This is a genomic window from Paludibaculum fermentans, assembly GCF_015277775.1.
In the GTDB taxonomy this organism is placed as follows: domain Bacteria; phylum Acidobacteriota; class Terriglobia; order Bryobacterales; family Bryobacteraceae; genus Paludibaculum; species Paludibaculum fermentans.
This window is the reverse complement of record NZ_CP063849.1, coordinates 5,527,044-5,552,278: the sequence shown is the minus strand read 5'-3', so window position 1 is coordinate 5,552,278 and position 25,235 is coordinate 5,527,044. Positions and strand designations below refer to the sequence as shown.

General features: G+C 62.4%; 23 protein-coding genes. 8 read left to right on the top strand and 15 right to left on the bottom strand.

Annotated elements, in window-relative coordinates:
* Window positions 1-9: 9 nt before the first annotated feature.
* Window positions 10-405 (bottom strand): hypothetical protein, encoded by a 396-nt coding sequence (locus tag IRI77_RS21835; RefSeq protein WP_194447133.1) that lies wholly within the window; start codon window positions 403-405, stop codon window positions 10-12.
* A gap of 38 nt (window positions 406-443) precedes the next feature.
* Between IRI77_RS21835 and IRI77_RS21830 the strand changes: the two genes are divergently transcribed.
* Window positions 444-1,550 carry a N(4)-(beta-N-acetylglucosaminyl)-L-asparaginase gene (locus IRI77_RS21830; RefSeq protein ID WP_194447132.1) on the top strand — a complete coding sequence of 369 codons (1,107 nt, stop codon included), beginning with the start codon at window positions 444-446 and terminating at the stop codon, window positions 1,548-1,550.
* A 2-nt stretch (window positions 1,551-1,552) separates the two neighbouring features.
* Here the strand turns inward: IRI77_RS21830 and IRI77_RS21825 are convergent, their stop codons facing one another.
* The 8 genes from IRI77_RS21825 to IRI77_RS21790 form a co-directional block, all read right to left on the bottom strand.
* The gene (locus IRI77_RS21825) at window positions 1,553-2,299 is read right to left on the bottom strand and encodes a DUF5995 family protein (protein ID WP_194447131.1); all 747 of its coding nucleotides are present in this window, start codon (window positions 2,297-2,299) and stop codon (window positions 1,553-1,555) included.
* 20 nt (window positions 2,300-2,319) lie between these two features.
* Window positions 2,320-3,573: an NRAMP family divalent metal transporter gene (locus IRI77_RS21820; protein ID WP_194447130.1), complete on the bottom strand. Its 1,254-nt coding sequence runs from the start codon at window positions 3,571-3,573 to the stop codon at window positions 2,320-2,322.
* Window positions 3,573-4,820 (bottom strand): magnesium transporter MgtE N-terminal domain-containing protein, encoded by a 1,248-nt coding sequence (locus IRI77_RS21815; RefSeq protein ID WP_194447129.1) that lies wholly within the window; start codon window positions 4,818-4,820, stop codon window positions 3,573-3,575. Before IRI77_RS21815 ends, IRI77_RS21820 begins: the two co-directional genes overlap by 1 nt.
* A gap of 139 nt (window positions 4,821-4,959) precedes the next feature.
* Window positions 4,960-5,883, bottom strand: coding sequence for a slipin family protein (locus IRI77_RS21810; RefSeq protein ID WP_194447128.1), 924 nt, complete (start codon window positions 5,881-5,883; stop codon window positions 4,960-4,962).
* A 6-nt stretch (window positions 5,884-5,889) separates the two neighbouring features.
* Complete coding sequence (locus tag IRI77_RS21805; RefSeq protein ID WP_194447127.1) at window positions 5,890-6,036, bottom strand: hypothetical protein; 147 nt, start codon at window positions 6,034-6,036, stop codon at window positions 5,890-5,892.
* A gap of 21 nt (window positions 6,037-6,057) precedes the next feature.
* Window positions 6,058-6,462, bottom strand: a complete 405-nt coding sequence (locus IRI77_RS21800; protein ID WP_194447126.1) for a GntR family transcriptional regulator — start codon at window positions 6,460-6,462, stop codon at window positions 6,058-6,060.
* A gap of 171 nt (window positions 6,463-6,633) precedes the next feature.
* On the bottom strand, window positions 6,634-6,894 hold the full coding sequence (locus IRI77_RS21795; RefSeq protein WP_194447125.1) for a 4Fe-4S dicluster domain-containing protein: 261 nt from the start codon (window positions 6,892-6,894) through the stop codon (window positions 6,634-6,636).
* Between the two features lie 100 nt (window positions 6,895-6,994).
* Window positions 6,995-7,516 carry a tetratricopeptide repeat protein gene (locus tag IRI77_RS21790; RefSeq protein ID WP_194447124.1) on the bottom strand — a complete coding sequence of 174 codons (522 nt, stop codon included), beginning with the start codon at window positions 7,514-7,516 and terminating at the stop codon, window positions 6,995-6,997.
* A gap of 70 nt (window positions 7,517-7,586) precedes the next feature.
* Here IRI77_RS21790 and galU point away from each other — a divergent pair, with 70 nt between their 5' ends.
* A complete protein-coding gene (gene galU, locus IRI77_RS21785) occupies window positions 7,587-8,471 on the top strand; it encodes a UTP--glucose-1-phosphate uridylyltransferase GalU (protein WP_194447123.1) in 885 nt (294 codons plus the stop codon).
* Between the two features lie 21 nt (window positions 8,472-8,492).
* Here the strand turns inward: galU and IRI77_RS21780 are convergent, their stop codons facing one another.
* From IRI77_RS21780 to IRI77_RS21770, 3 genes are read right to left on the bottom strand one after another with little or no spacing between them, the layout of a single operon-like run.
* Window positions 8,493-8,849: a cupin domain-containing protein gene (locus tag IRI77_RS21780; RefSeq protein WP_194447122.1), complete on the bottom strand. Its 357-nt coding sequence runs from the start codon at window positions 8,847-8,849 to the stop codon at window positions 8,493-8,495.
* Between the two features lie 10 nt (window positions 8,850-8,859).
* Window positions 8,860-9,366, bottom strand: coding sequence for a DinB family protein (locus IRI77_RS21775; protein ID WP_194447121.1), 507 nt, complete (start codon window positions 9,364-9,366; stop codon window positions 8,860-8,862).
* A 46-nt stretch (window positions 9,367-9,412) separates the two neighbouring features.
* Entirely contained in the window at window positions 9,413-9,637 is a 225-nt protein-coding gene (locus IRI77_RS21770; RefSeq protein ID WP_194447120.1) for a hypothetical protein, read from the bottom strand.
* Window positions 9,638-9,902: 265 nt separating this feature from the next.
* Between IRI77_RS21770 and IRI77_RS21765 the strand changes: the two genes are divergently transcribed.
* Window positions 9,903-11,165, top strand: a complete 1,263-nt coding sequence (locus tag IRI77_RS21765; RefSeq protein ID WP_194447119.1) for a trans-sulfuration enzyme family protein — start codon at window positions 9,903-9,905, stop codon at window positions 11,163-11,165.
* On the opposite strand, the gene IRI77_RS21760 is transcribed toward IRI77_RS21765, so the two are convergent.
* Window positions 11,158-12,039 carry a CPBP family intramembrane glutamic endopeptidase gene (locus tag IRI77_RS21760; RefSeq protein ID WP_228486253.1) on the bottom strand — a complete coding sequence of 294 codons (882 nt, stop codon included), beginning with the start codon at window positions 12,037-12,039 and terminating at the stop codon, window positions 11,158-11,160. The two genes, IRI77_RS21765 and IRI77_RS21760, sit on opposite strands and share 8 nt — an antisense overlap.
* Here IRI77_RS21760 and IRI77_RS21755 point away from each other — a divergent pair.
* The 3 genes from IRI77_RS21755 (at window position 12,023) to IRI77_RS21745 (ending at window position 15,213) form a co-directional block, all read left to right on the top strand.
* Complete coding sequence (locus IRI77_RS21755; protein ID WP_194447118.1) at window positions 12,023-12,742, top strand: hypothetical protein; 720 nt, start codon at window positions 12,023-12,025, stop codon at window positions 12,740-12,742. The genes IRI77_RS21760 and IRI77_RS21755 overlap by 17 nt on opposite strands.
* Window positions 12,743-13,036: 294 nt before the next feature.
* Window positions 13,037-14,212, top strand: a complete 1,176-nt coding sequence (locus tag IRI77_RS21750) for a peptidoglycan recognition protein family protein (protein ID WP_194447117.1) — start codon at window positions 13,037-13,039, stop codon at window positions 14,210-14,212.
* On the top strand, window positions 14,209-15,213 hold the full coding sequence (locus tag IRI77_RS21745; RefSeq protein ID WP_194447116.1) for a disk-shape morphogenesis protein volactin: 1,005 nt from the start codon (window positions 14,209-14,211) through the stop codon (window positions 15,211-15,213). Before IRI77_RS21750 ends, IRI77_RS21745 begins: the two co-directional genes overlap by 4 nt.
* 39 nt (window positions 15,214-15,252) lie before the next feature.
* On the opposite strand, the gene IRI77_RS21740 is transcribed toward IRI77_RS21745, so the two are convergent.
* A complete protein-coding gene (locus IRI77_RS21740) occupies window positions 15,253-16,254 on the bottom strand; it encodes a Vgb family protein (RefSeq protein ID WP_194447115.1) in 1,002 nt (333 codons plus the stop codon).
* Between the two features lie 263 nt (window positions 16,255-16,517).
* Between IRI77_RS21740 and IRI77_RS21735 the strand changes: the two genes are divergently transcribed.
* Together IRI77_RS21735 and IRI77_RS21730 are read left to right on the top strand one after the other, a co-directional pair.
* Window positions 16,518-19,673 (top strand): PSD1 and planctomycete cytochrome C domain-containing protein, encoded by a 3,156-nt coding sequence (locus IRI77_RS21735; RefSeq protein ID WP_194447114.1) that lies wholly within the window; start codon window positions 16,518-16,520, stop codon window positions 19,671-19,673.
* Between the two features lie 19 nt (window positions 19,674-19,692).
* Window positions 19,693-21,216 carry a DUF1501 domain-containing protein gene (locus IRI77_RS21730; RefSeq protein ID WP_194447113.1) on the top strand — a complete coding sequence of 508 codons (1,524 nt, stop codon included), beginning with the start codon at window positions 19,693-19,695 and terminating at the stop codon, window positions 21,214-21,216.
* A 170-nt stretch (window positions 21,217-21,386) separates the two neighbouring features.
* Here the strand turns inward: IRI77_RS21730 and IRI77_RS21725 are convergent, their stop codons facing one another.
* Window positions 21,387-25,103, bottom strand: a complete 3,717-nt coding sequence (locus IRI77_RS21725) for a carboxypeptidase-like regulatory domain-containing protein (protein WP_194447112.1) — start codon at window positions 25,101-25,103, stop codon at window positions 21,387-21,389.
* Between the last annotated feature and the right edge of the window lie 132 nt (window positions 25,104-25,235).

Below are 25,235 nucleotides of genomic sequence, written 5' to 3'. Positions count from 1 at the left end.
CGCCGTTCCTTACTCGATAGGGAACGGTCCATCGTTCTTTAAGTCGATCCAGCGTTCCATGCGCGTCCGGGTTTCAAACCGGAGGGCAATGGTGCGCGCCGGGAAAGGGGTCTCCAGGCTGATCTCGGCTTCCCCGCCTGGCTCGATGTCGGTGGCATCGATATCCGTCTTGCGCGTAGCGACGACCTTCTTGCCTGGCCCCACGAAGTAAATGGTCAAAACGACGTTCTTGATCGTGTCTTCGCCATCGTTTCTCAGCTTGGCGTCGAGCAGAATGGAGTCCTCGTGGCGCACGGCCTTACACTCAACTACGTTGAGCAACGCCCCCTTCTGCTTGCGCTGGTCCTGCGCCGCGCACAAGAATAGGGAGGCTAGCGTGATGAACGCGAGCAACCACCATTTCATAAAGTTTCAGTGTAGCGAACGCGAGAGGGGGTCTTCCGATGCGGAGACGGGATTGGTTGTTGTCGAGCGCCGCCTTACCGATGGCAGCGCAGGCGATGCAGAGCGCGCCGAAGAACATTGTGATCTCGAGCGCAAACGGGATGCTGGCCTGTGAACGGGCCATTGCCGTGATCCAACGGGGCGGCGACACGTTGGAAGCGGTGGTGCAGGGCGTCACTACCGTCGAAGACGACCCGAACGACACCAGCGTGGGCTACGGCGGATTGCCCAACGAAGAGGGCGTGGTGGAGCTGGACGCCTGCGTGATGCACGGTCCCACCGGCCGCGCTGGTTCCGTAGCCAGCGTCCGCAACATTAAGAACGTCGCCCGGCTGGCCAAGATGGTGATGGAAAATACCGACCACGTCATGCTGGCCGGCGAGGGCGCTACCCGGTTTGCCAAAGCCTGGGGCATCCCCGAGATCAACCTGCTCACCGAGAAGGCCCGTCTGGCGTGGATGACGTGGAAACAGTCGTTGCGGGATGCCGACAACAACAACAACTGGACCGACGGCCTCGACGCTCCGGAGAAGAAGGGAACTGCGATGCTGCGGGAGATGTTCCCGCACGCCACCGACGACGACTTCGAGTGGGCGCGCTGGATGGCGAAGCACCCCACCACGGGCACCATCAACTGCCTGGCGCTGAACACCAAGGGCGAGATGTCGGGCACGACCACCACCAGCGGGCTGGCGTGGAAGATTCCGGGCCGCGTGGGCGATTCCCCCATCGTCGGCGCGGGCTGCTTTGTCGACCAGGAAGTGGGCGCGGCCGGCTCCACCGGACGCGGCGAGGAAAACATCCGCATTGCCGGAGCCCACACCATCGTCGAGAATATGCGCCACGGCATGTCCCCCGCGGACGCCTGCATGGACGCCCTCAAGCGGATCGCGAAGAACTATGAGAACGACGAGAAGAAGCTCGACCGGTTCGACATCAACTTCTACGCCCTGAGGAAGGATGGCGTCCACGCCGGAGCATCGCTCTGGAACGGCCGCATCCGCCGTGACGGCTACATGGCGTCGTTCGAATACGCGGTAAACGACGGCGGCGGCCAGTCGCGCAAAGAGAAGTGCGTCTATCTGCTGGAACGCAAGAAGGGCTGAGCTCAGCAGAACGCCGCTAACACCTTGCGCGGGTCGTTCGGCTCGCGCAGTCGGATCAAAAACAGCCCCAGGCGCATCATTGGGCCGGGTTTCAGCATGAACCGGCCCAGGCCTTCCACAAAATCATCGATCTCAACGACCCGCGCGGCCAGGCCGTCCTTGTCCAGCCGTACCAGCCCGGTGGCGTTCTGCCACGCGACCGCCCGGGCGCGCCAGATGGAGAACTCGATCAGCTTGTCGTCCGTACGGCCCCCCAGCTTGTCCAGGATCCACATCCACGGCGAGACGCTGCCGATGCAATCCGTCACCTCCTGCACCATGGCGAACAGGATGTTGTTGATCTCGTCGAAGTCGTGACGCAGGGCCTCGATATCGTCCAGCGTGCAGATCTCCGCCGCCGCGATCCCCAGGTCCAGGTTGATGTGCGCGTTCATGCCGGCCAGCAGGTGCTGCAGAATCGTCGGCTTCCAGCGCTGGGCGGCCTCGAACGCCGCGCGCCAGGAGCCCGTAACCGGGCGGCCGCTGCGCCAGCACTCATAGGCGTCCAGATAGCGGTTGGCGAAGGCGACATCCATCCGCTCCATGCGCGGACCGTCCTGGAAGCGCCCGCTCGCAATACCAATCTTGACCTGCGCCGTCACCTTCCGGTAGAGCGCCGGGAAGTAGCCGATGCAGGAAGTGGAGGCCTCGGGCGAATGGATGATGGCGTCGAGCGACGCCAGGACTTCGTCGATGGTGGTGCAGGGCATGGGGCGGCGGCCAGTAAAGCTTAGTGGTTTGACATGATATCGCGGATGCTCAGCAGCACCAAAGCGCTGGTCAGGCCGATCATCAGAATGACCGAAAGCCAGCCCACCACGTTGAACATGGTGCTGTTCTTCCATTTCTTCATCAGCCGCTCTTTGTTGATCAGCAGGATCATAAAGATCAGCACGAACGGCAGCAGCGCCCCGTTCAGCACCTGGCTCATGAGAATCATCTTGACCAGCGGGAAATCGGGCAGCAGCACCACCCCGGCTCCAATGACGATCAGCAGGGTGAAGAGCCAGTAGAAAATGGGCGCCTCGCTGAAGCGCTTGTTGACGCCGGATTCGAAGCCCATGCCCTCGCACACCGTATAGGCCGTGGAGAGCGGCTGGATGCAGGCGGCGAAGATAGAGGCGTTGAACAGGCCGGCGCAGAAGAGCAGCACCGCGTACTGGCCGAAGGGAGCGAGTCCTTTGGCCGCGTCAGTGGCGTCGGTGATGTCGCGCGGTTTGACGGTGTGGATGGCGCCGGCGCACGCCACGATGATGAAGAACGCGATCACCGACATGGCGATGCAGCCGACAATCACCTCGATCCGGCTCTCGGCGTAATCCTTGGCCGTAATGCCCTTCTCGACAACGGCCGCCTGCAGGTAGAACTGCATCCAGGGCGCCACCGAGGTCCCGACCATGCCGATCAGCATCGTGAGGTAGCCTTCGTCGAACATCAGCACCGGCTTGACGCTGTTGATCGCGGCTTCCTTCCAGTCGGGCTTCACCAGGATGCCGGAGAAGATATAGCAGACATACAGGGCCGTGGCGAAGAGGAAGACCTTCTCAACGCGTTCATACGTCCCCTTTACAATCAGCAGCCAGACCCCGATGGCGGCGATGGGTACGGAGATGAAGCGGCTGACGTGGAACATCTCCAGGGCGCTGGCGATACCGGCAAAGTTGGCCATCACGTTGGTGAGGTTGGCCAGCACCAGCACCGCCATCATCAGGAACGTCGTACGCAATCCGAACTCTTCCCTGATCAGGTCAGAGAGGCCTTTGCCGGTGACCGCGCCCATGCGCGAGCCCATCTCCTGGGTGACGATGAGCAGCAGCGTGATCGGAGCCAGCGTCCACAGCGGCAGGTACCCATACTTGGCGCCGGCCTGGGAGTAAGTGAAGATGCCGCCGGCGTCGTTGTCGACCATGGCGGTGATGAAGCCCGGCCCAATGACCGAGAAGAAGATCAGGATGTGATACTTCAGCCGCCGCAGCAATTGCATCAGTGCTGCCTCAGCACTGAGATGATGTCGTCGGCCGTGACTACGCCGGCCATGCGTCCTTCTTCGTCCACCACGGGCAGAGTCAGCAGGTTGTACTTGTCGAACAGCTCGATGATCCGGTTCGCCTTTTCCTTGACCGGCACTTTGATCACATCGTCCTGCACCAGCTCGCTGAGCTTTCGCGTCGGGCGCGACAGGAAGACCCGCGCCACCGGCAGCGCCGCCTTCAGCCTTTCGTCCAGATCCGTCAGGAAAATCGTGTTGAGGGTGTCGGCGAGCTCCTGCTGGCGCCGCAGGGCCTCCAGCGCATCAGCGACGGTGCCGTCCTCGTGCACGGCCACGAACGCGGTGTTCATCATGCCGCCGGCCGTGTCGTCGTCGTACTCGAGCAGTTCCTCCACCTCGGCCTTCGGCTCGCCTTCCATCTCCTCCAGGATCTCCTCAGAGGTCTCCTTGCCCAGTTCGGAAAGCACGTCGGCGGCCTCGTCGGGGTCCATCTCCTCGAGAATATCGGCGGCCTTCTCGGTTTCCAGGGACTCGATGATCTGGGCCTGGATGTCGGGCTCCATCTCCGAGAGCGCTTCCGCGGCGGCCTCGGTGTCGATGGCTTCAAAGATCGCTTCGCGGTCTTCGGGGCTCAGTTCCTCGACGATGTCGGCCAGGTCGGCCGGGTGCATCTCCTCCAGCAGCGTGAGGTCGATGTTCAGCCGCAGGCGGCGCTGCGGATCCGGCTCCAGGATGTTGCACAGCTCCCAGCGGATCGAATTCACCGGGATATAGTGCTGTAGCTTCCTGACAATCCGCCGCGGCAGGACGCCCTGCACCAGCCGCCGGAAGACGCTGCGCACGCCGATGTCGACTTCCAGCACATGCAGCACGTCGCGCAGGGCTTCGCGCCGGATATCGAACGTGATGTCGGTGACACGGACCACTTTACGGCCCTGGGCATCGATGATCTGCTGGTCCAGCAGGTCGCGCACCAGCCGCAGCACATACTCGTCCTCGTGATACGGAATGAGGTGCTCGTCGCTGAGATAGATGCCGTCCAGGGTGATCGATTCGATCTGGTCGTAGCGGACCGAGACCCACGTATAACCACCACCGCCGCTCAGCAGAATGCGTTCAATGCGGACCGGATGCACCACGGGCACAAGCGCGGCATCGCGCACGCGTCCCAGCACTCGGCGCTTCAGATCATAGACCTTCAGCCCAAGCAGTTCTGTGAGATAGAGAATGTTTTCCGCCATCCGCCATCGCTGCCTCCAGGCTTCCTTCCACTATCCCGCAGGGGCCTTGGCCGTGGCAATGACAGGGCGCAAAAAGAAAGCCGCCCGGCGCGGGAAATCCCCGGGCCAGGCGGCGAATGCGTTCTGGATGACGAACCGGTTACTTCACGGCGCCTGGATCTCCGGCCCCGCGGGCCAGCGCCGAGGTGCCCATCACGCCGCCCAGGCCCATGGTCTCGACGGCTGACGAGGGCACAATCACCATGGAGCCTTTCTCCTTGATCGCCTCGTACAGCATGTTCATGGCACGCAATTGCAGCGCGATGGGGTTGTCGCGATAGTGCTCCGCCGCCACCGCGAACTTCTCTGAGATCTCCGTCTCGGCCGTGCCCAGGATGATGCGGGCGTGCCGCTCCCGCTGCGCCTGCGCTTCCCTCGACATGGCGTCCTGCAGCTCCTGCGGGATCTGCACATCCCGGATCTCCACGCTCTGCACCGTCACCCCCCACGGGTTCGTCTTCTCGTCCAGGATCCGCTGCAACTCCTTGCCCAGCACCTCCCGGTCCGTCAGCATCTCCGTCAGCATGTGCCGGCCAATCGATTCGCGCAGCGCCGTCTGGGCGCTCATCGTGATGGCGCTGAAGAAGTTCTCCACTTCCAGAATCGACTTCTCGGCGTTCCACACCACCCAGAACACGATCGCATCCACAAACACCGGCACCGCGTCACGAGTCAGCGAGGACTCCGCCTTCACATCCGTGACCCGGATGCGCTGGTCGATGAAGTCGCTCAACTCGTCGACGATGGGGACGATCGTGAAGATCCCGGGCCCCTTCAACCCCTGGTACTTGCCCAGGCGCATGACGGCCACCCGCTCCCACTGCTGCGCCACCTTGATGGCAAAGAGGAAATAGATGCCTAACAGCACGAAGGCGAGGACCACCAGCGGCATCTTGAGTGAGGCGCCGAGGGCGACGCCGATGAGTACGCAAATAGCAAACACAGTCGCCCCGATGCTGCTCACGGGCTGCGCCCGGACGACGCTGGAACTGCCGGTGTTTACCGAGAAACCCTTGGGAAACATAAACTTCTATCTCCTTGCAATCTGCCTGACCGACATTTCAACCAACTGCTCGCCGGCGAGCTCAAAGAGCACCTGGCGAGCCTGAATCAGATCCATTACGCCGATGGCGATCACCATCCACGCCGCCAGCCAGACGGCGCATCTGCCGAACATCTCTCTATCCTCCTGAGCCCTTTAGGATTCGGGCTCGTTATCGGGCACCAGATCGGCCAGCCGGCCAATCAGTTCGCGGACACTGAAGCCTTCTGCTCCGGCGCGCGCGGCACATTCGGCGGCCAGGCGGCTCAGCCGGGCGTCGTGCTGCACATGGTCCGGTTCGACCCGTTTCAACGAGACGAACGTGCCGAGCCCCTGTTGCGTGGCAAGGGTGCCACGGATTTCGAGTTCACGGTATGCACGCATCACAGTATTGGGGTTAATAGCCAGGTCCACGGCCACCTGGCGGACGGTGGGCAGCTGGTCGCCGCCCCGCATGGCTCCGGAGGCAATAGCTAGCTGAACCTGGTCAATCAGTTGTCGATAGACCGGAACGCCAGTGGCGTTGTCCAATCGAAACCGGAATGGTTCTGACTTGCTCATCTAGTTAGCTAGTGTACTAATGTTCTAATACAAGTCAAGCGGAAAATGAACAGCAAACATCGAATGGGGCGTGGAAGGGGGAAGGGGAAGGCGGCAGGCAGAACTGCAGATGCGGGAAGGGCGCGGATTTGAGCCGCGCCCCTGGAAACCGATGGAAACTACCGGACTGGTTTACTGACCGTAGTAGGCCGCGTTCTTGGCCGTGTACTCCGCCCACTTCTCCGGCAGATCGTCGAGCGCGAAGATCGCGGAAACAGGGCAGACGGGCACACACGCGCCGCAGTCGATGCATTCGACCGGGTCGATATAGAGCAGTTCGCTGGTCTCAAACGCCGGCTCATCTTTCTTAGGGTGGATACAGTCGACCGGACAAGCATCCACACAGGCAGTATCTTTCGTTCCGACGCAAGGTTCAGCGATTACGTACGCCATGAATGTCCCTCTCTGAAAATTCTCCAGCTTGGTGCCGTTGATCGGAATATAGCACACCACCACAACCCCCACAATTTTCGGTGTTTGGGGGTCTTTTCGCTTATTGGATCAGCAGTCTGACGCGCTGCAGGGCCTCGGCGGCAAGGCCGTAGTGCGGCTCGATATCCAGGGCATTCTGGAAGCACTCGCGGGCTCGCGAGAACAGTTCGAGCGTCAAATAGGCGCGTCCGAGGTTGTACCAGGGGTAGTGATAGGTCTGGTAGCGGGTGCAGGTGGTGGCCCGCTCCAGCCACTCAATCGCCTCCTGCGGCCGCCCGAGTTCGATCAGGTAGACTCCGGTGTCGTTGTAGGGGTTGCCGAAATCCGGGTCCACCTCAATCGCCTTGCGGCACTCCGTGATCGCGTCATGCAGGCGGCCTTGGGAGTGATAGGTCCAGCCCAGGAAGCAGTGCGCCTCGGCGGTGGGATGCACCTGGATGGACTTGCGATAGAGTTCAGCCGCGAGTTCGAATTCAGATTGCTGCTGCAGTTGGCACGCGCGCTGGAATAGCTCAAAGGCCAGGTTGCGCAGCTCCGCGCTGGGCCGTGTTTCGCTGTCGAGGTTGTCTTCGCGCCGCGGCATCGAGGCTTCCAAAGAACCTTACAAGCATCGCCGCCTCTTCAACTTACATGGGCGGCTTACAATGGACTTCATGATACCGAAAGTGCGCAAAGCCGTCTACCCGGCCGCAGGTCTGGGGACCCGCTTCCTGCCTGCCACTAAGGCGATGCCCAAGGAAATGCTGCCCCTTGTGGACAAGCCCCTCATCCAGTACGGCATCGAAGAGGCGATCCACTCAGGCATTCACAACATCGTGATCGTCACGGGCCGCGGGAAGACCGCGATTGAAGATCATTTCGACGTCAGTTTCGAGTTGGAGCATCTCCTCGAGATGCGCAAAAAGACCGACGTGCTGGCCGCCATCCGGGGCATCTCCGACATGATCGATGTGGCCTATGTCCGCCAGAAGGAGGCGCTCGGACTCGGACATGCCGTCCACCGCGCCAAGGAACTGGTGGGCCCTGAGCCTTTTGCCGTCGTCCTGTCCGATGACGTCATCGACGCGCCCACTCCCTGTCTTCAGCAGCTCCTGAATGTCTACGGGTTTTTCGGCTGCTCCGTGCTGGCCCTCATGGAAGTCCCCAAGGACCAGATTTCGGCCTACGGCGTAGTCCAGGCCGAACCCGTGTCGCATAACGGCGAAAACGGCCGCCTGTTCCGGATCCACAACCTGGTGGAGAAGCCCAAGGCCGAGGATGCGCCGTCGAACCTGGCGATCATCGGGCGGTATATCCTGACGCCCGAGATCTTCCAGTCCATCGAAGCGATCGAACCCGGGCGCGGGGGCGAGATCCAGCTCACCGATGCGCTGAAACACCTGCTGGCCAGCCGCCCGGTGTATGGCTACAAGTTCGAAGGACAGCGCTTCGACGCCGGCGATAAGTTGGGGTTCCTGAAGGCGACCGTGGAGTTCGCCCTGAAGCGGGAGGATCTGGGCGGCCCGTTCCGCGAGTATCTGCAGTCGATCACGTTGTAGAACGCAAGGCCGTGCTCGGCTTTAGAGGTGCGTGGTCGGGGCAGTCAAATCGCCCCCGGCATTGCCGGTATTGATGGTGGTTACCGGTTCGAATAACAGCACATGGACTTCTTCATCGGCCACGGGGCGGTGTTCCACGCCCCGTGGCACGATCAGGAACTCACCTTCCGATAGCCAGCAGGCATGGTCTCGAAAATCCATGCGGAAGCGGCCCTGCACCACCAGGAACATTTCGTCTTCGTCCTCGTGGTGATGCCAGACGAACTCGCCTTGAAACTTCACCAGCCGGACCGCCTGCCCGTTCAGCTCGCCTACCGTTTTCGGGCTCCAGTGCTCCTGGAATTGCGCGAATTTCTCGCGTAGGCTGACGGGCTGCATGCAGTTTATTCTACATGTCCATGTACGGCATGGGCGGAACCTTGCCCAGCAGGCGGGTGTATACCGTGAGGGCTCCGCGATGGTGGGCCGTATGGTCGGTCAACGCGTTGAAGACGGCGATGCGCGGCAGGTCGCCCATGATGGGGCCCGGAGGCAGCGCCGCCATCCACTCGGCTTCGGAGTGGGCTTCGATGGAGTCCTGCAGCGTGGCGCACGCCTTGTCGAACCACGCGCGGGCCGCGGCCAGCGAGGTGACAGCGCGCACCTCCTTGTCCATTCCGTCGAAGTCGAGACTGAAACCCTCGGGTGCAAATGCGCCCGTAATGAACCACTCGACGGTTTGGGCGGCGTGGGCCACAACCTGCGCGGAAGTGAACAGCCCGGCCTGCGGAGCGAAGCCGGAATCGGCTTCATCCAGGGCGCGGGTAGAGCGGTCGAAGTATTCCTTCATGGCGGCCATCTGGCCGGCAAGCATCTGCTTCATGATGACGCGGGTCTCCTTACGGAGATCCATCATGACGGAATCAACTCAGCGTCTCAAGGGGAGGTTCGCCGGGGAGAAGTCAGCGAACCTCGACGGTCGTCTGCTGCGATCGGGACGACGACAAAAGGCGCAATAACAGGAGATCGGAAGGCTGGAACGTGGTCATGGGCAAATTCGCCATTTCATCCTCGCTTTGGAGGATGTGCTGGCGCACCAGGGCACGCAAACTGTCGACGGTAAGCCCGAGTGCCTGAGCCGCCTCAGTCTCACTGTAGTAACCCTTGCCGGGCCGGGGGATTGTCATAGATTCGGAATCCGCCTCTGTGGGCATTGTATGAGGCCGGACGGGCGCGCCTGAATCGGGGAATCGGCTGAGTTCGGCCCTCAGTTCATAACCGGTACCCGGACCATGACGGACTATGTACTAAGTACGGGGTGTAGAGATCGCGAATGTCCGCGCACGCTTCCTCGTAAGTGGAACTACGGGGTTTCCCGCTGCCCAGTGGCGCGGTTTCTGCGAGCATGCGCTTCCTCGCGCGGCGGTACACTGAGTGCGCGGAGAACTCTCTATGGCCAAACAACGTGGCAATCCTGGCGCGCATCCGTCGACCGCGGTATTGACCCGCGGCTTCGACCCGCGCCTTTCGGTTGGTTCAGCCCGGCCGGCGGTGTTCCGGAGCTCTACTTACGTCTTTCCTACGCCCGAAGCGGCGGAGCGCGCCTTCGACCTGGTTTCCGGCCGCCAGACGGTGGAACCCGGCGAGGTGCCGGATCTGATCTATTCGCGTTTCAATCACCCCAACGCGGAGATTCTGGAGGACCAGATTATTCCCCTGGAAGAGGGGTCCGAGTGGGCCGTGGTCTTCAACTCGGGCATGGCGGCGATCATGACGTCGCTGATGGCGCTGCTGCGGCCGGGCGACTGCCTGCTCTACACAGTGCCGCTTTATGGCGGGACGCAGAACCTGATCCACGACCTGCTGGAACCGTTCGGCATCCAGTGCCGCGCAGTCGTGGCCGGCCATGGGCCTGACCTCGACGAGGCCATCCGGAACACCCCCAACCTGCGCGTGATCCTCATCGAGACACCGGCCAATCCCACCATGGTGATGACGGATATCAAGCGTGCCTGCATCCTGGCGGGCGGCCTCGATCCCAAGCCGGTCGTGATCGTGGACAACACCTTCCTGGGGCCGGCCTTCCAGCATCCCATCACGCTGGGCGCCGACCTCGTGCTCTACTCGGCCACCAAGTACCTGGGCGGGTTCAGCGACCTGCTGGCCGGCGTCGCGCTCGGAACAGATCCCGAGATCCAGAAGAAGATCCGCGGCAAGCGCGGCTTGTTCGGCAACATCCTCCAGCCCGACGAGTGCTGGATTCTCGATGGCCGGCTGCCCACCGTGTCGCTGCGCATGAACCGGCAGAGCAAAAACGCACAGCGCATCGCCGAGAGCCTGGCGCACCGCAAGGAGATCCGCAAGGTCTACTACCCCACCCTGTTCGACGACACGGAGCAGATCAAGATCCGGCTGTCGCAGTGTGACTATCCTGGCGCGATGATCGCCCTCGACTTGAACGGAGGCAAGACCGCCGCGTTTGAGTTCCTGCGGCATCTGGAACTCGCCCACAACGCGGTTTCGCTTGGCGGGATGGAGACGCTTGTGTGCCATCCGGGCAGTACGACGCACTCCGGTTGTTCTGAGGAGGAGCAGCGCATCGCCGGCATCACCGGCGGGCTCGTGCGCATCTCCATCGGCCTGGAGGACTGGCGCGACCTGCTGCGCGACTTCGAGCAGGCGCTCGATCACATCGCCGCGACCGTGCTTACCTGAACAGCACGCGCCAGGTAGTGACCGTCAGAGCGTGAGTGACCATCGCCGCGCGGATGCCACCCGCGCGGCGAAAGGCAAAACCATAGAAGACGCCGGCCACTCCGGCCACCAGGGCGAATTGCCAGTTCGGAAACTGCCGGAAGCCCAGGTGCGCGAGCCCGAAGAGGATGGAGGCAGCGGCAATGCCGATCCATTGCTGCAGCAGTCCGCGGAAGAAGAACTCCTCGCTCAGGGCGACCACCCAGAAGATGCCAACGAACGTGCCGACAGCGCGGAGGGTGGTCTCCTGCCACGTCCACGGCGGCCAGGTGAACGTGGCGAAACCCGTCAGCGAAGCCAGCACAAAGACGACGGGCAGCAGGGCAATGTAGACGAGCGCGCCGATCTTCCATTCGCTCAGCTTGGGCCAGAAGCCGAAGCCGATCCCTTCCGGCTTGCGGTCGTTCAGGACGGCGAGCACGCCCGCCCGGATCCATAGGAGCTGCCCCAGGAACTCCAGCCGGATGTCAGGATGCGGCCGGCCGTAGACGAAGGCGAACGACTTGAAGATCAGGGGCGCGGCCATCAGCACGACGAAACCCGTGTCGGTGAAGCGATTGCGCGGCAGCAGCGTGAACCAGTAGGAAGCGACACAGATGGCCGTGAGGATCGCGACGACGCTGGCCCAGTTCAGCATGTGAAAAGGCAAGGCGTAGAGCAGATATGGGATGGGCGCAAAGAGCGTCACGCGCTCGTGGGTCCACCATTGTCGGGCGCGTTCGGAGGCCAGGCTGAGGTAGGCTGCGACTTCGAGGAGGACGGCCGCCGCTATCCACGGAAGCGAGCCTGCGATATCCTCCATTCCAGTGGGCAGCCAAATGGTCGCACTCATCATAGCCATCCTATCCTTACAGACGGAACCGCCGCCCGACTTATTGCGCCAGGTCGCCCAGCGCGAAGCCGAAACCGAAACCGTGCGCAGCCAGTATCTCTACCGGCAGTCGGTGAACATCGAGGAGTTCGCTGACCGGGGCCGCCTGGCCGGCAATTACCGGGAACTCCGCGAGGTGATCTTCTCTCCTTCGGGCGAGCGGAATGAGCAGTTTGCCGAGAAGCCGACGTCGCGGCTGCAGCGCCTGATCCTCACCGACGAGGACTTCCAGGACATCCGCAACATCCAGCCCCTGCTGCTGACTCCAGAACTGCTGCCCAGGTACCAGGTGAAGTTCCGGGGCGAAGAGACCGTGGACGGCGTGGAGTGCTGGGTGCTGAGCCTGCAGCCCCGGCAGATCCTCCGCGGCATGCGCCTGTTCGAAGGCGAGATGTGGGTGGACAAGAAGTCGCTCGGCGTGGTGCGGACCTACGGCCAGGCCGTGCCGCCCATCTACTCCAAGGGGCAGGAGAATCTGTTTCCCCGGTTCACTACGCTGCGGCGGGCCCTGGACGGGGTCCATTACTTCCCCGTGCTCACCCATGCCGACGATACGCTGCCGTTTAAGACGGGGCCGCTGCGGATCAAGCTGACCATCCGCTATTCGGCGTACAAGAAGTTCGGCAGCGAGTCGACGATTACCTTCGAACCTCCTGCAGTGAAGTGAGGCCGGCCCCACAACGCCATTCCCCTGGCCGGCAAATCGGCGTAGAATCAGACCTTGCCGGTACAGAACTCAATCGGCTGTCTCCCGGGCCGCCGGCCTTCCCGGACCTCATTCCAGCCGAGGACACTCCCTTAGCTCCAGCAACTCCTTCACTCACTTGGGCTTAGTGTTTTCTCCAAATAAACACTAAGGTAAATCACCGATGACACTAAGGTTTTGCCGCACTTCCGTCGATCTCTTCTACAGCAGGGAACCGTGCGTCTGCACGCCGCCCGCCCAACGACCATGACAGTGATGCGAAAAGCGCCCAACGCCCTTCTGCGAGCCGCTGCCGGCTGGCGGGCCGATCGCATTGCCGATCCCGTTGAGCGCCTGCGTTTCCTCCGTCACACCCTCGGCGACCGCTGCGTCTGGGACCCCCGTTCCGACGTCGGCCGCGCCTTTTTCCGCAGCCGCCGCACCACGATGGTCCTGGCGCTCGGCGCGCTGCTCCTCATCCCCGCCGGCACCGTGACCAGCGCCAGCCGCCTCTGGAAGCGCGGCCCCATCGTCACCGTCCAGGCCAACGAGTCCGGCCCGGAGACCTTCCCCAACGTCTGGCTCGTCGAAACGACCTCCGGCTTCGAGACCTACTCCAACGGCCTCCGCATCGAACGCCGCTACGAAATCGCCAACGAGCCCCGCAAATACCCCATCTTCCGCCGCGGCGACGAAGACGCCGGCCCCGTCGAAGAGCGCACCGCACCCTCCGGCATCGTCTTCCACACCACCGAAAGCAATCAGGTCGAATTTGCCGAGGACAAGACCCGGACCATCCGCCGCGTAGGCGCCCAACTGCTCGAATTCCTCCAGCGCGAGCACGCCTACCACTACATGGTCGACCGCTTCGGCAACGTCTGGCGCGTGGTCCGCGAGTCCGACTCCGCCAACCACGCCGGCTACTCCATCTGGGCTGACAACAAGTTCACCTACGTCAACGTCAATCGCGCCTTCCTCGGAATCTCCGTCGAAACCATCACCCAGCCGGGCGAGGCCAAGGCACAGGCCACACCCGCCCAGATTCACGCCCTGCGCGTATTGACCGAAATGCTGCGCGCAAAATACAAAATCAGTACGGCCGACTGCGCCACGCATGCGCAGGTGTCCGTGAATCCCGACAACATGCAGGTGGGCTACCACTACGACTGGGCCAGCAACTTCCCCTATCTCGCAGTCGGTCTGCCCGACAACTACGCCGTGCCCGCGCCGGGTCTTTGGCTCTTCGGCTTTACGTACGACCCCTCGCTGGTTCAGGTGACCGGTCAGGCCTTTTGGCGAGGCCTGCTACTCGGTGAGGATCAATTGCGGCAGAACGCCACGGCCCATGGCCTCGACGTCGCCGCCTATCGCAAGGAACTGGAGAAGCGCTACAGGCAGGTGCTCTCCCGCATGAAAACGAAAACAGAGCTGTCCAAGGAGAATAAAGGATGAAAACCGAGCAACAACAGGCGACCATGATCGGACTCGACATTGGTACGAGCCGCGTTGTCGCAGTCAAGCAATTGAATGAGCAGGAAAGTGTCGAGGCGCAGCTCAATGCCTTCGTCGCAATCCCCTACTCCAAGCTCACGGAAAACAGCTTGAAACGGGAGCACGTTCCGCACTCCGTCAGTGACGGGCAATTGGTCGTCTTTGGCAATGAGAGCGCCCGCATGGCAGACCTGCTGGGCCGCGAAATCCGCCGCCCCATGACTCGCGGCATTCTCAACTCCAACGAACCGGAGAGCCTCCAGCAGATGGAGGAGATTGTGAACTCCGTCCTGGGCGAACGGCCCGAGGGCGGCGCCAAAGTCTGCTTCAGTGTGCCCGCTCCCCCGCTGGGCCAGGAAAGCAACCTCACTTACCATGAGGCCACTATCAAGCAGATCCTTAATCAGCTCGGCTACCTGGATGTCCGCAGCGTTAACGAAGGCCTCGCCGTGATCTATAGCGAGTTGGAAGACTCCAACTACACCGGCATCGGCATCAGTTGCGGTGGCGGCCTCTGCAACGTGGCCCTCTCCTACATGTCCGTGCCCGTGCTCAGCTTCAGCGTCGCCAAGGGCGGCGACTTCATCGATTCCAGCGCGGCCGGCGTCACCGGCGAACTCATCAACCGCGTCCGCATCGTGAAGGAAGAGGCGTTCCACTTCAACGGACACTTCGCCGACAAGGTGCAGCAGGCGCTCACCGTCTACTACGACGACATGATCCAGGCGGTCGTCCAGGGCCTGAAGGAATCGTTCCAGACCTCGCGCAACGTGCCCAAGTTCGGCCGGCCCGTGCCGCTGGTTCTCAGCGGCGGCGGAGTCATGCCGGAAGGCTTCCGCGATCGTTTCGAGAAGGCAGTGACGGCCGCCGGCCTGCCCCTGGCCATCTCGGAAATCCGCATGGCCAAAGCACCCCTGGAAACAACCGCCAGGGGCGCCCTCATCGCCGCCCAAAGCGAATAGCACCCGGAGGGGACGTTCGTCCCCTCCACCCCGTCCCCCTCACTCCGCCAAGGTCGCCGCAATCCGCTTCGGATCAAAGCGCAGCAACTGCCCGCCCTTCACATCCGCCAGCCAGATCGAGCCCAGTCCGAACCGCATCAACCCGCCGCCCTCGCCCGCGAACTGCTGCACGACCTTATCGGTCTCGGGGCTAATCCGCATCACCGGAAACCCCGGCACGCTGGCCCAGACCGAACCTTCCCCAAACTCCAGGCTGCCTTCCGCATTGGGCACCCCCAGCTCCACCGTAGCCGAGACCTTGTTCGTCTTCGGGTCAATCCGCGACACCTTGCCCTCGTTCTTGCACAGCGCCCAGATCGAGCCCGCGCCCGCAGCCAGCGCCACCGGCCCGGCCGCCGTCTCAATCCGGTTTGTAATCACTTCCGTCTTCGGATCCAGCCGCAGCACTTTCCCCTGCTGCGGGCACGCAATCCAAAGGGCGCTCTCCGCCGACAGCACGGCCGAGCAACCCACCGGCAGCCGCAACTCGGAAACCACTCGATTGCCCTCAGGATCAATCCGGATCAGGTTCGTCCGCGAGTCCGTCAGCACCCACAGGCTATCCTCGCTGGCCGCCACAATCACGCCTTCACCAGCCAGGCCGGTCTGCACCGTGGCGCTCACCTTGCCCGATCGCGCATCCACCCGCTGCAGGCCCTTCTTGCCGCAGCCCGGCACCCACAGGCTCCGGAATGCCGACACCATCTGCCCGCAAGGCTGGTCCAGCCCGCTGATCGCTTCACCGGGCTTGTTCGTCTTGGCGTCGATCCGCAGCAGCGCGCCCGTGCCCTTCTGCGGCGCGAACGCCATCATCGTCATCACCGGCGCGCCCGACAGGCCGGCTACCGCGATCTGCGCTTCGTTTTTCAGATTCGCGAAGGGGATCTGTACGCCCGGCGTTTTCACGCCCGTCTTCGGCGCAGCGGCGGGCTTCTCCTTCGTTGCCGCGCCAGCCGCCGGCAACAACAGCAAAACAATAGAAAGGGGGACGGACAAGTGCATCGCGCTATAGCTCTCTCGTGGGATTGGATTCAGAGCGGCGGGGCGGGCGGCGGGCTTGGCCGTTGGGATCCTCAGTATAACCCGGAAAACCCGCCCCCTTGCCGGTTGCCTCGATATTCGTTGACAAACCAATACTGGAACAGATACAACTGATCTCAAGCCGTATATATCTTTTGGTCCCTTGGCAGACCAGCTCCCAGTCGAACCACGCTTAGCCCCGTCGGCGGCAATACTGCCCGCTCCTTTTGCTTGGATCCATCCCTATGCGCTGTTCGACACGGCTCTTCAAGATACTTCTGCCTGGCGTTCTTCTCGCCGCCCACCCGTCCCTCGCCCAATCCACTCGAGCCAACTCCCCTGAGTTCTTCGAGTCCACCATCCGCCCCATCCTGGCCAATAACTGCTTTAGCTGCCACACTCAGTCGCAGCTCGGCGGACTTCGTGTCGACAGCGCCGAAGCCCTGCAAAAAGGCGGTAAACGCGGCCCAGCCGTCATACCCGGTGACCCGGACAAAAGCCTTCTGATCAAGGCCGTCCGCCACGAAGACGCTGCTTATAAGATGCCGATGGGCGGCAAATTGAAAGACGCCGAAATCAGCGCCCTCGTCGCCTGGGTGAAGGAAGGCGCGGTCTGGCCCAAGTCCGCCGCCCCCACCACTACTTCTAAAACCGAGTCCGGCAAGTACAATATCCGCGCCGAACAGCGCGCCTTCTGGTCGTTCCAGCCCATCCACCCCACGCCGGCGCCGGCTGTCAAAGACACCAAGTGGGCCAAAACCGAGATCGACCGCTTCATCCTCGCCCACCTCGAGCGCGAAGGCCTGAAGCCAGTCAAAGCGGCTTCGAAGCGCGACCTCATCCGCCGCGCCTACCTCGACCTCACCGGCCTGCCCCCGAAATTCGAGGAAATCCAGGCGTTTGAGAAGGACCCGTCCCCCGACGCCTTCGCCAGGATCGTCGACCGCCTGCTCGCTTCGCCCGCCTACGGCGAGCGCTGGGGCCGCATCTGGCTCGACGTCGCCCGCTACGGCGAAGACGACTACCGCAGTCTCGACCCCATGCGCCGCGGCCTCAACCCGTATCCAAACGCCCATGTCTATCGCGATTGGGTGATTCAGGCCTTTAATGACGATCTTCCTTACGATCAGTTCGTCAAGGCCCAGCTCGCGGGCGATCTGATGGACCCCGCGGTCCGCCACAAGACGCTGCCCGCCACCGGTTTCCTGGGCCTCGGCCCCTGGTACTACGACAACGGCTCCACCGAAGTGACCCGCGCCGACGAGCGCCACGACCGTGTCGACGTCGTCACCCGCGGCTTCCTCGGCATGACCGTCGCCTGCGCCCGCTGCCACGATCACAAATACGATCCCATCCCGACGACCGACTACTACTCGCTGGCCGGCATCTTCCAGAACACGATCTACGAAGAGTACCCGCGCGCCCCGAAGTCGGTGGTCGATCAATACGCGAAGCTCGAGGACGAGCTCGATAAGAAACAGAAGATGCTGGGAGAGTTCCAGGGCGACCAGAGCACCCAGCTCTCGCAGACCCTGGCGCTGCAGACAGCCAACTATCTGCAAGGTGTCTGGGAAGTTACGGGTCCGCAGAAGAAGGAAAAGTCGCAGGTCGTCGACGCCCGCAAGCTCGACTACGAGTTGCTGGATCGCTGGATCGCCTACATGGGCAAGGTCAGCGACAAGTACAAGCAGAAGACCGCCTGGCAGGAAATGATGAAGAAGGGCGGCACCCCCCAAGCCGCCAAGGCCGCGGCCGAGAAGTTCCAGCAGGATGTGGTCGCCGTCATGCTGGCCCGCAACGAGATCAACGAAGAGAACAAAGTCATTGCCAGCAAGGCGATGGAGGGCACCAAGCCGAAGAAACGGACGAACAAGCCGTCCAATTTCGTCACCAACGAAGACTTCTGTCCGGGCTGCGCCCTACAGTTGAAATCCCTGCCCGAAGAGACCAACGCGTTCTGGACCGAGATCTTCCAGCGCGAGCTCAGCGAAGCCGACGACCCGGCCGCCATGGCTGCCTCGGGCCGCTTCGGCAAGCCCGGCGTGCTGCTGTTCCGGGGCTGGGGCCTGGAGTCGCGCATCGGTGGCGAAGCCCGCGCCCGGCTCGAAATGCTGCGCAACGACCTCACGGCCGAGCGCAAGAAGCTGGAGCCCCATTACCCCTATCTCCATGGTGTTAAAGATTCTGACAGCCCCATCGACCTCCAGGTGGCGCAGCGCGGCGACCCCTTCAACCTGGGCGACAAGGTCTCCCGCCACTTCCTCTCAGTCCTGACTCCAACGGATCCGAAGCCCTATTCCAAGGGCAGTGGCCGCCTCGAGTTGGCAGAAGACATAGTCAGGCAGCCCATTGCGATGCGCGTCATCACCAACCGCATCTGGAAGTCGCACTTCGACACCGGCCTGGTCGACAGTCCGAGCAACTTCGGCATCACCGGCGAGCGGCCGACGAACCCCGAACTGCTGGAGTACCTGGCCGACTCGTTCGTGAAGGACGGCTTATCCATCAAGAAGTTGCACCGCCAGATCATGCTCAGCTCGGTCTACCAGTTGAGCACCGAGAACGACACTGTCGCGGCCGCGAAAGACTCCGGCAACCGCCTTTACTGGCGCGCCAACAAGAAACGGCTCGACTCGGAACAGTTGCGCGATTCCATTCTGGCTGTCGCCGGAAATCTTGACGATTCTCTCGGCGGACCCTCCGTCGACCTGACCCCCGCTGTCACGCGGCGCACCGTTTATGGCAAGGTGAGCCGCTATAAGCTCGACCAGTATTTGCAGCTTTTCGACTTCCCGACGCCGGCCATCAGCGCCGAGAAGCGGTTCACGACTACCGTTCCACTTCAGCGCTTGTTCATGATGAATAGCGACTTCGTTCAAGTGGAAGCGGAAGAGGTGGTCAAGAAGGTCGCCAACGAAGCCGACAACAAGGCCCGGGTGCGCAAAGCGTACCAGATCGTCTATGGACGCGAACCGAAGCTGGATGAAGTCACGCTGGCGCTCGACTACCTCAAGAAGGAGCCTCTGACGGAGTACGAAGAGGCCAAAAAGCGCGAGGCGGACAAGGCCAAGGAGAAGCCTAAGCGAGGCGCTCCGGCCAAAGCCGAAGGCGACGCTAAAGATACTGAAAAGAAAGAACCTGCGCCCATGGAGACAGCAACCGACATGCCTGAGGCGCAGACCGGTGGAGCGGGGGCAGACCAGATGCCCGCGCCCGCGGCAGGTGCCGACGCCATGCCCGCCCCCGAGATGATGGGCATGGGCATGATGGGCGGCGTGATGCCCGGAGGCCGGCGTGGACCCGGCGGGGCGGGGTCCAACGAACCGAAGTACCAGCCGAGCGCCTGGGGCCGTTATGTGAAGGTCCTGATGAGCTCGAACGAATTCCTGTTTATTAACTGAAGGAGCCCCGGTTTCCCGCATGTCAGATCATAAGTCCCGCAATCCAACTACGCGCCGCGAGGCGTTGCGCCGGGTCGGTAATGGCTTTGGAATGATGGCTTTCGCCGGAATGCTCGGCGAATCGATGGCACGTGCCGGGGCCGTCCTGGGTGCCGATGGGTCGATGGCCAGCTACAAACTGGATCACCCGCAGAAAGTGAAACGCGTCATCTTCCTGTTCATGAACGGCGGCCTGTCCACCATCGACAGCTTCGATCCGAAACCCGCTTTGGACAAGTACGACGGTCAGCCGCTGCCTGGAAACCAGGTGAAAACCGAGCGCCGTACCGGTGAACTGATGAAATCACCGTACACGTTCAAAAGGCATGGCCAGTGCGGCATGGATGTGAGCGATCTGTGGCCTCACCTGTCCACGGTGGTCGACGATATCTGTTGGATCCGCTCGGTTTACACCGAGATCCCGAATCATGAACCGTCGTGCCTGATGATGAACACGGGCGCCAACCAGGCGGGCCGGCCGTCGCTGGGCGCCTGGATCACTTACGGTTTGGGCTCAGAGAACCAGAATCTGCCCGGTTTCGTCGTGCTTTGTCCCGATGTGCCGACGACGGTGGGGCCGCCGCTGTGGAGCAACGGCTTCCTGCCGGCGATTCACCAGGGCACCTATATCTCCAACAAGGTACAGGTTCCCGAGGGCGAGGCGCCGCCGATGGAGCCGATGACGGCCGACGGCAAGCCTGACGAGAAGATGAAGAAAGTCGTGGTTGAAAAGAACTTCGACCCGAAGAAGCTTGTCAGTTACGTCAACAATCCCAAGTTCGAGTTGACCGAGCAGCGCCGCGAGCTGGATCTCGTTGAAAAGCTTGAGAAAATCCGCAGTGCCGAACAGGGTACGGACCCGCAGGTGGAAGCGGTGATCAAGTCGATGGAGATCGCCTACCGCATGCAGACCGAGGCCCCCGAGGTCTTCGATGTGCGCAAGGAGTCGCAGGCGACGCTGGATTTGTACGGCCCCGGACCGGTGGCGCGTGGCGCGTTGACGGGCGTCCGCTTACTGGAAAAAGGCGTCCGGATGGTGCAGCTTTACTACTCGAAGGGCGACCCATGGGATGCGCATGGCGACATCATGGCGCACAAGGTGAATGCGAAGAACTCCGACCAGGCGTTCACAGCGGTGGTCAAAGACCTGAAAGCACGCGGGTTATGGAAAGACACGCTGGTCGTGTGCGGTTCGGAGTTCGGCCGAACGCCGGTGAGGGAGGTGGGCGGCGGCGGCGGCAATGCGAAGAAGGGCCGCGACCACAATCCCTTCGGCTTCACGATGTGGCTGGCGGGCGGAGCAGTGAAGGGCGGGACGATCTACGGGCAGACGGACGACTTCGGGTTCAAGGTGGTGGACAAGCCCGTTCATGTTCACGACATTCACGCGACGATACTTCACCTTTTGGGTATCGATCACACAAAGCTGACGTACAGGTACAGTGGCCGCGACTTCCGGTTGACGGACGTAGCGGGCAACGTTTTACATGACGTCCTAGCATAGGATTGGCGGGATTTCGGCAGATGCCGACTGGTCGGCAGGCATGACCGGAAACACGGTGGATTTTAGTGGCCGATTTGCGGTCGAAAGTGGACCAGTTCACCGTGTGAGCGCGGGGATTTCGAGCGAGTTGGAAAGGGGGGACGACCCGGCGGCTCGTCCCCCCTTTCCTGTTACCAGGAGAACCGGGCGGAGAGTTGTAGCTGCCGCGGCGAGTTCTGACTGTACTGTTTCGTCACGATGCCAGTGCCATCGCCCGGGTTGAAGGCCATGCCGGGCTGGTTGAACACATTAAAGAAATCGCACTTCACCTTGAGGTTGGCTCGCTCGCCAAACCGGAAGAGTTTGAAGATCGAGGCATCGGTGGTGGAGAGCCAGGTGGAGGGCAGGTAGGTGTTGCGGAACGGATTCAGGTCGGCCTTGGTGGTGCGGGCCACGGAGCCGTCCGAGAGTTTCATCGTGAGGTCGCTCGTTCCGTAGAAGGAGTAGTTGGGGTCGTAGTTGGGCGCGCTGGGGTCGTCTCCCTGCAGGCTGAGGAAGTTGGCGGGGAAAGCACTGGTGGGAGCGGCGGCGGCCTTGTAGTTCGCCGGGACGCCCATGATGCCGTTGGGCTGGTTGATGAGGTAGGCCGGGATGTAGCCGTTCCAGAGCAGGTAGCCGGCTTCGCAGGTGCCGCTGCGGCAGTCCTGGATGGGGTACTTGTGACCGTAGTATTCCACCTTCTGGCCTGTCGGCCACATGTCAGTGGGCAGCGAGAGGTAGTTGCTGTAGAAACGGCCCATGCCCGCCACCTGCCAGCCTCCGGCGATGGCATCGAAGGCCTTGGGCATATTGTGGCCGAGGGCTTTGCCGCGGCCGACGGGGACTTCGACGCTCCAGTTGAAGCGGATCTCGTGCTGGGGGATCTGGGTGTCGCGGCCATAGTTGAGGAGCCGCATGCGCTGGTGCAGGTCCGAGGGGAGCTGTCCGGTGGGGTAGGCTTCCGGCAGGTCAGTGCCGACATACCAGCCTTCGCCGGCGGCACGGTTGGCGTTGGTCAATTGATAGAACGCCTGGAAGCCGATGCCTTTGGCGTAGCGCCGCTCGACCTCGGCGGTGATGCCGTGCGAGTTGGACCAGCCGTCCTTGCCCCAGAGTTGCGTGGTGCCGAGCGGGCTGGTTGGAATGGCGTTGGTGAGCATGGAGGCGGTATCGCCTTCCGGCACCGGGTTGCCGGTGCGTTTGTACCAGTTGTAGGTGCCGTAGCTGAGCAGGGACTGATTGAGGTCCTGATAGCTTTCCAGATGGGCGCCGTGATTGCCGTTGTAGCTGAGGCGCACGACGGTGTTGGCGAGCACTTCCTTTTCCAGGGTGAAGTTCCAGGTGTGGGCGCGGGAGCTGGGTTGATTGGGGTCGAAGTAGGCGGCCTGGAAGTTGCTGCCGAGGCCGAGGGCTCCGGGGCTGAGGTTGTCGAAGCTGATGGCGTTGCTGCTGTTCTTGCCGGCGATGATCGAGGGGCTGGAGACCAGGCCGTAGTTGGGCAGGCCGTCGGGCGACATGGCGCGCGAGGTGAGGGTCTGGTTGATATAGACGGCGTAGAACGGAGTGTTCATTTTGAAGCTATCGTTCCAGCCGTACATGGGGATGGGGTAGTAGTTGACGGAGTAGCCGGCGCGCACGACGAAGGAGCGTTTGCCTTCCAGGGCCCGATAGGCGAGGCCGAGGTGGGGGCTGACGTCGCGCCAGTTGTTGTTGACCATGTGGTAAGGCAGCCCCGCCTGATCAGGCGTCTCGTAGGTGACGCCGACGCCCTGGGTGGCGGCGATGTACTGCCGCGAGACGGCGCCGAGGTTGTAGAGGGTGTTCATGTCGCGGCCCAGGACGATGGCGCCGGTTTTGCGGTCGTAGGAGGTGAAGACGTTGTTCTTCTCAGTGGGGATGGGATTGAAGTCCCAGCGGAGGCCGAGGTTCAGCGTGAGGCGCTGCGAGACCTTGAAGTTGTCCTGGAGGTAGCCGGCGAACTCGTTGCGCCGCATGTAGTATTTGCCCTTGACGACGCGGTACTCGTAATTGGCGGTGCCGAGAAAGGCGGCGGCCATGGCGGAGCCGGTGTTGACGGTGGCGACGCTGCGGTCGGGGTAGTTGGGGTCGTAGAGCGCGGTGGTGACGCCGGGGAAGGTGAGGGCTCCGCCGCTGCGCTGCTGCTGGGGCAGGTAGTTGAGCAGGTCGCGGCGGCCGTGGAAGCCGAACTGGAGTTCATGGCGGCCCACCATTTTCGTGGCGTTGTCGTCGAGGACGAAGTAAGAGAAGAACTCGCCGCGCACGAGGGGTGTGTTCCAGAAGTTGCCGCTGCCGTTGATGCCGAGGCTGCCGATGACGGGGAAGCCGGACTGGAGGGCGGGGTTGGGCAGGCCGAGTTCCGTGGCCCACAGGCGGCTGTTGTCGCCGTTGCCCATGCCAGAGGAGCTGATGGTGCGAGTACCGCTGACGAGCAACTCGTTGACCAGGGTGGGCGTGACGGAGCGGGTCCAATTGACGGAGAGGGTTTTGTTGGGTGAGTCGTAGGCGCGATAGCCGACGATGCCGTCGGTGGAGGGGACGCCGCCGGAGTTCCACTTGTTGTGGTGGGTCGCGCTGGTGAGGCGGGCGAAGAGCTGATCCTTGTCGGTGACTTTCTGATCGATGCGCAGCGACCAGGTGGATTGATTGGTGAAGGACGGGGAGGGGCCGAAGTAGTTGTTGCCGACGGCGGGATTGACGTCGGGGCGGTTGGCGTGGGGCACCTCGCTCATGAGGTATTTCCAGAGGGGACTGGCAAGCGAGGGGTCGATGGCGTTGGCCTTGCCCTGGTAGGAGAACTGCTGGCGCTGGAAGGTGGTGGAGTTGGTGGTGTAGGGGTTATAGATGCGCTGCGGGACGAGGTTCGCGTCGGTGAGGCCGCTGAAGTCGCCTTCGCGCATGGCGTCGGTGGGGACGCGCCACGCTCCGGTGGTGCCGGTGGATTGGCGGAACTCTTCCAGGGCGAAGAACCAGAAGGTGCGGCTCTTCCCGTTGTAGACCTTGGGGACGAAGACGGGGCCGCCGGCCGTGAAGCCGTACTCGTTGCGAATGAACTTGCTGGCGGTGTTGCCGTCCTCGCGGCGGCGGGCGAGTCCATAGTAATTGTCGCGATTGGTTTCAAAGAGCGAGCCGTGGAACTGGTTGGTGCCGCTCTTGGTGGTCATGATGATGTTGGTGGGGCGAGGGGAGCGGGCGGAGTTGGCGTTGGTGTCGACTCGGAACTCCTGAATGCTCTCGAGGCTGGGCTGGCGGTTGAGGGTGCCTTCGCCGTAGACCATGTCGGTGAGGGGCGAGCCGTCGAGGACGATGTCGTGGGTAGCGGGTCCTTCGCCCATGGTGCGGATGCGGCCGTTGCTATCGAACGTCATGCCGGGGGTGGTGAGGAGGAGGTTGGTCAACTGCCGGCCGTTGATGGGCAGTTCCTCGATGCGTTTGGATTCGAGGGAGTGACCGAGGGTGGCGTTATCGGCGACGACGATGGGAGTAACGTCCGTTACCTGCACGGTGGTGGAGGTGGAAGCGGGCTGAAGGAGGACCTCGACGTTGCTGGATTCCTGGACGCGGACGGTGAGGCGGGCCTCGAAGGCGCCCATGCCGGCGAAGGAGACGCGGAGCAGTTGAGGGCCGGGCGGGACGCTGGGGAAGACGTAGAGGCCGGCCTCGTTGGTCCTGGCACGAAGTTCAATGTTGGTTTCGGCGTTGGTGAGGGTGACTTCGGCGCCGGGGATGACGGACGAGGACTGATCGCGCACGACGCCGCGGACGCTTCCATTGCCGGTCTGACTCCAGGCAGCGGCTTGGAGGAGGAGGGCAAGCCACGCGGACAGAGCGATTGTAACGACACGTTTCACAGTTGAAAGACTCCTGAACTCACTTGGGATGGGGCCTGAAGGCGGCCCATGGGCCGGTTTCATGGTTTGTCCGGAAGGCATTGAGCCGCAAGTAAATTTACCGAGAATTAACCAGCAAAGAAGGGGTTAGCG

Coding starts and splice junctions, on each gene's coding strand:
- IRI77_RS21765 (WP_194447119.1), top strand. CDS start 9,903: ATGGCCAAACAACGTGGCAATCCTGGCGCGCATCCGTCGACCGCGGTA.
- IRI77_RS21755 (WP_194447118.1), top strand. CDS start 12,023: ATGGTCGCACTCATCATAGCCATCCTATCCTTACAGACGGAACCGCCG.
- IRI77_RS21780 (WP_194447122.1), bottom strand. CDS start 8,849: ATGCAGCCCGTCAGCCTACGCGAGAAATTCGCGCAATTCCAGGAGCAC.
- IRI77_RS21830 (WP_194447132.1), top strand. CDS start 444: ATGCGGAGACGGGATTGGTTGTTGTCGAGCGCCGCCTTACCGATGGCA.
- IRI77_RS21730 (WP_194447113.1), top strand. CDS start 19,693: ATGTCAGATCATAAGTCCCGCAATCCAACTACGCGCCGCGAGGCGTTG.
- IRI77_RS21750 (WP_194447117.1), top strand. CDS start 13,037: ATGCGAAAAGCGCCCAACGCCCTTCTGCGAGCCGCTGCCGGCTGGCGG.
- IRI77_RS21835 (WP_194447133.1), bottom strand. CDS start 405: ATGAAATGGTGGTTGCTCGCGTTCATCACGCTAGCCTCCCTATTCTTG.
- galU (WP_194447123.1), top strand. CDS start 7,587: ATGATACCGAAAGTGCGCAAAGCCGTCTACCCGGCCGCAGGTCTGGGG.
- IRI77_RS21745 (WP_194447116.1), top strand. CDS start 14,209: ATGAAAACCGAGCAACAACAGGCGACCATGATCGGACTCGACATTGGT.
- IRI77_RS21800 (WP_194447126.1), bottom strand. CDS start 6,462: ATGAGCAAGTCAGAACCATTCCGGTTTCGATTGGACAACGCCACTGGC.
- IRI77_RS21790 (WP_194447124.1), bottom strand. CDS start 7,516: ATGCCGCGGCGCGAAGACAACCTCGACAGCGAAACACGGCCCAGCGCG.
- IRI77_RS21805 (WP_194447127.1), bottom strand. CDS start 6,036: ATGTTCGGCAGATGCGCCGTCTGGCTGGCGGCGTGGATGGTGATCGCC.
- IRI77_RS21795 (WP_194447125.1), bottom strand. CDS start 6,894: ATGGCGTACGTAATCGCTGAACCTTGCGTCGGAACGAAAGATACTGCC.
- IRI77_RS21810 (WP_194447128.1), bottom strand. CDS start 5,883: ATGTTTCCCAAGGGTTTCTCGGTAAACACCGGCAGTTCCAGCGTCGTC.
- IRI77_RS21760 (WP_228486253.1), bottom strand. CDS start 12,039: ATGATGAGTGCGACCATTTGGCTGCCCACTGGAATGGAGGATATCGCA.
- IRI77_RS21775 (WP_194447121.1), bottom strand. CDS start 9,366: ATGATGGATCTCCGTAAGGAGACCCGCGTCATCATGAAGCAGATGCTT.
- IRI77_RS21770 (WP_194447120.1), bottom strand. CDS start 9,637: ATGACAATCCCCCGGCCCGGCAAGGGTTACTACAGTGAGACTGAGGCG.
- IRI77_RS21825 (WP_194447131.1), bottom strand. CDS start 2,299: ATGCCCTGCACCACCATCGACGAAGTCCTGGCGTCGCTCGACGCCATC.
- IRI77_RS21815 (WP_194447129.1), bottom strand. CDS start 4,820: ATGGCGGAAAACATTCTCTATCTCACAGAACTGCTTGGGCTGAAGGTC.
- IRI77_RS21820 (WP_194447130.1), bottom strand. CDS start 3,573: ATGCAATTGCTGCGGCGGCTGAAGTATCACATCCTGATCTTCTTCTCG.
- IRI77_RS21740 (WP_194447115.1), bottom strand. CDS start 16,254: ATGCACTTGTCCGTCCCCCTTTCTATTGTTTTGCTGTTGTTGCCGGCG.
- IRI77_RS21735 (WP_194447114.1), top strand. CDS start 16,518: ATGCGCTGTTCGACACGGCTCTTCAAGATACTTCTGCCTGGCGTTCTT.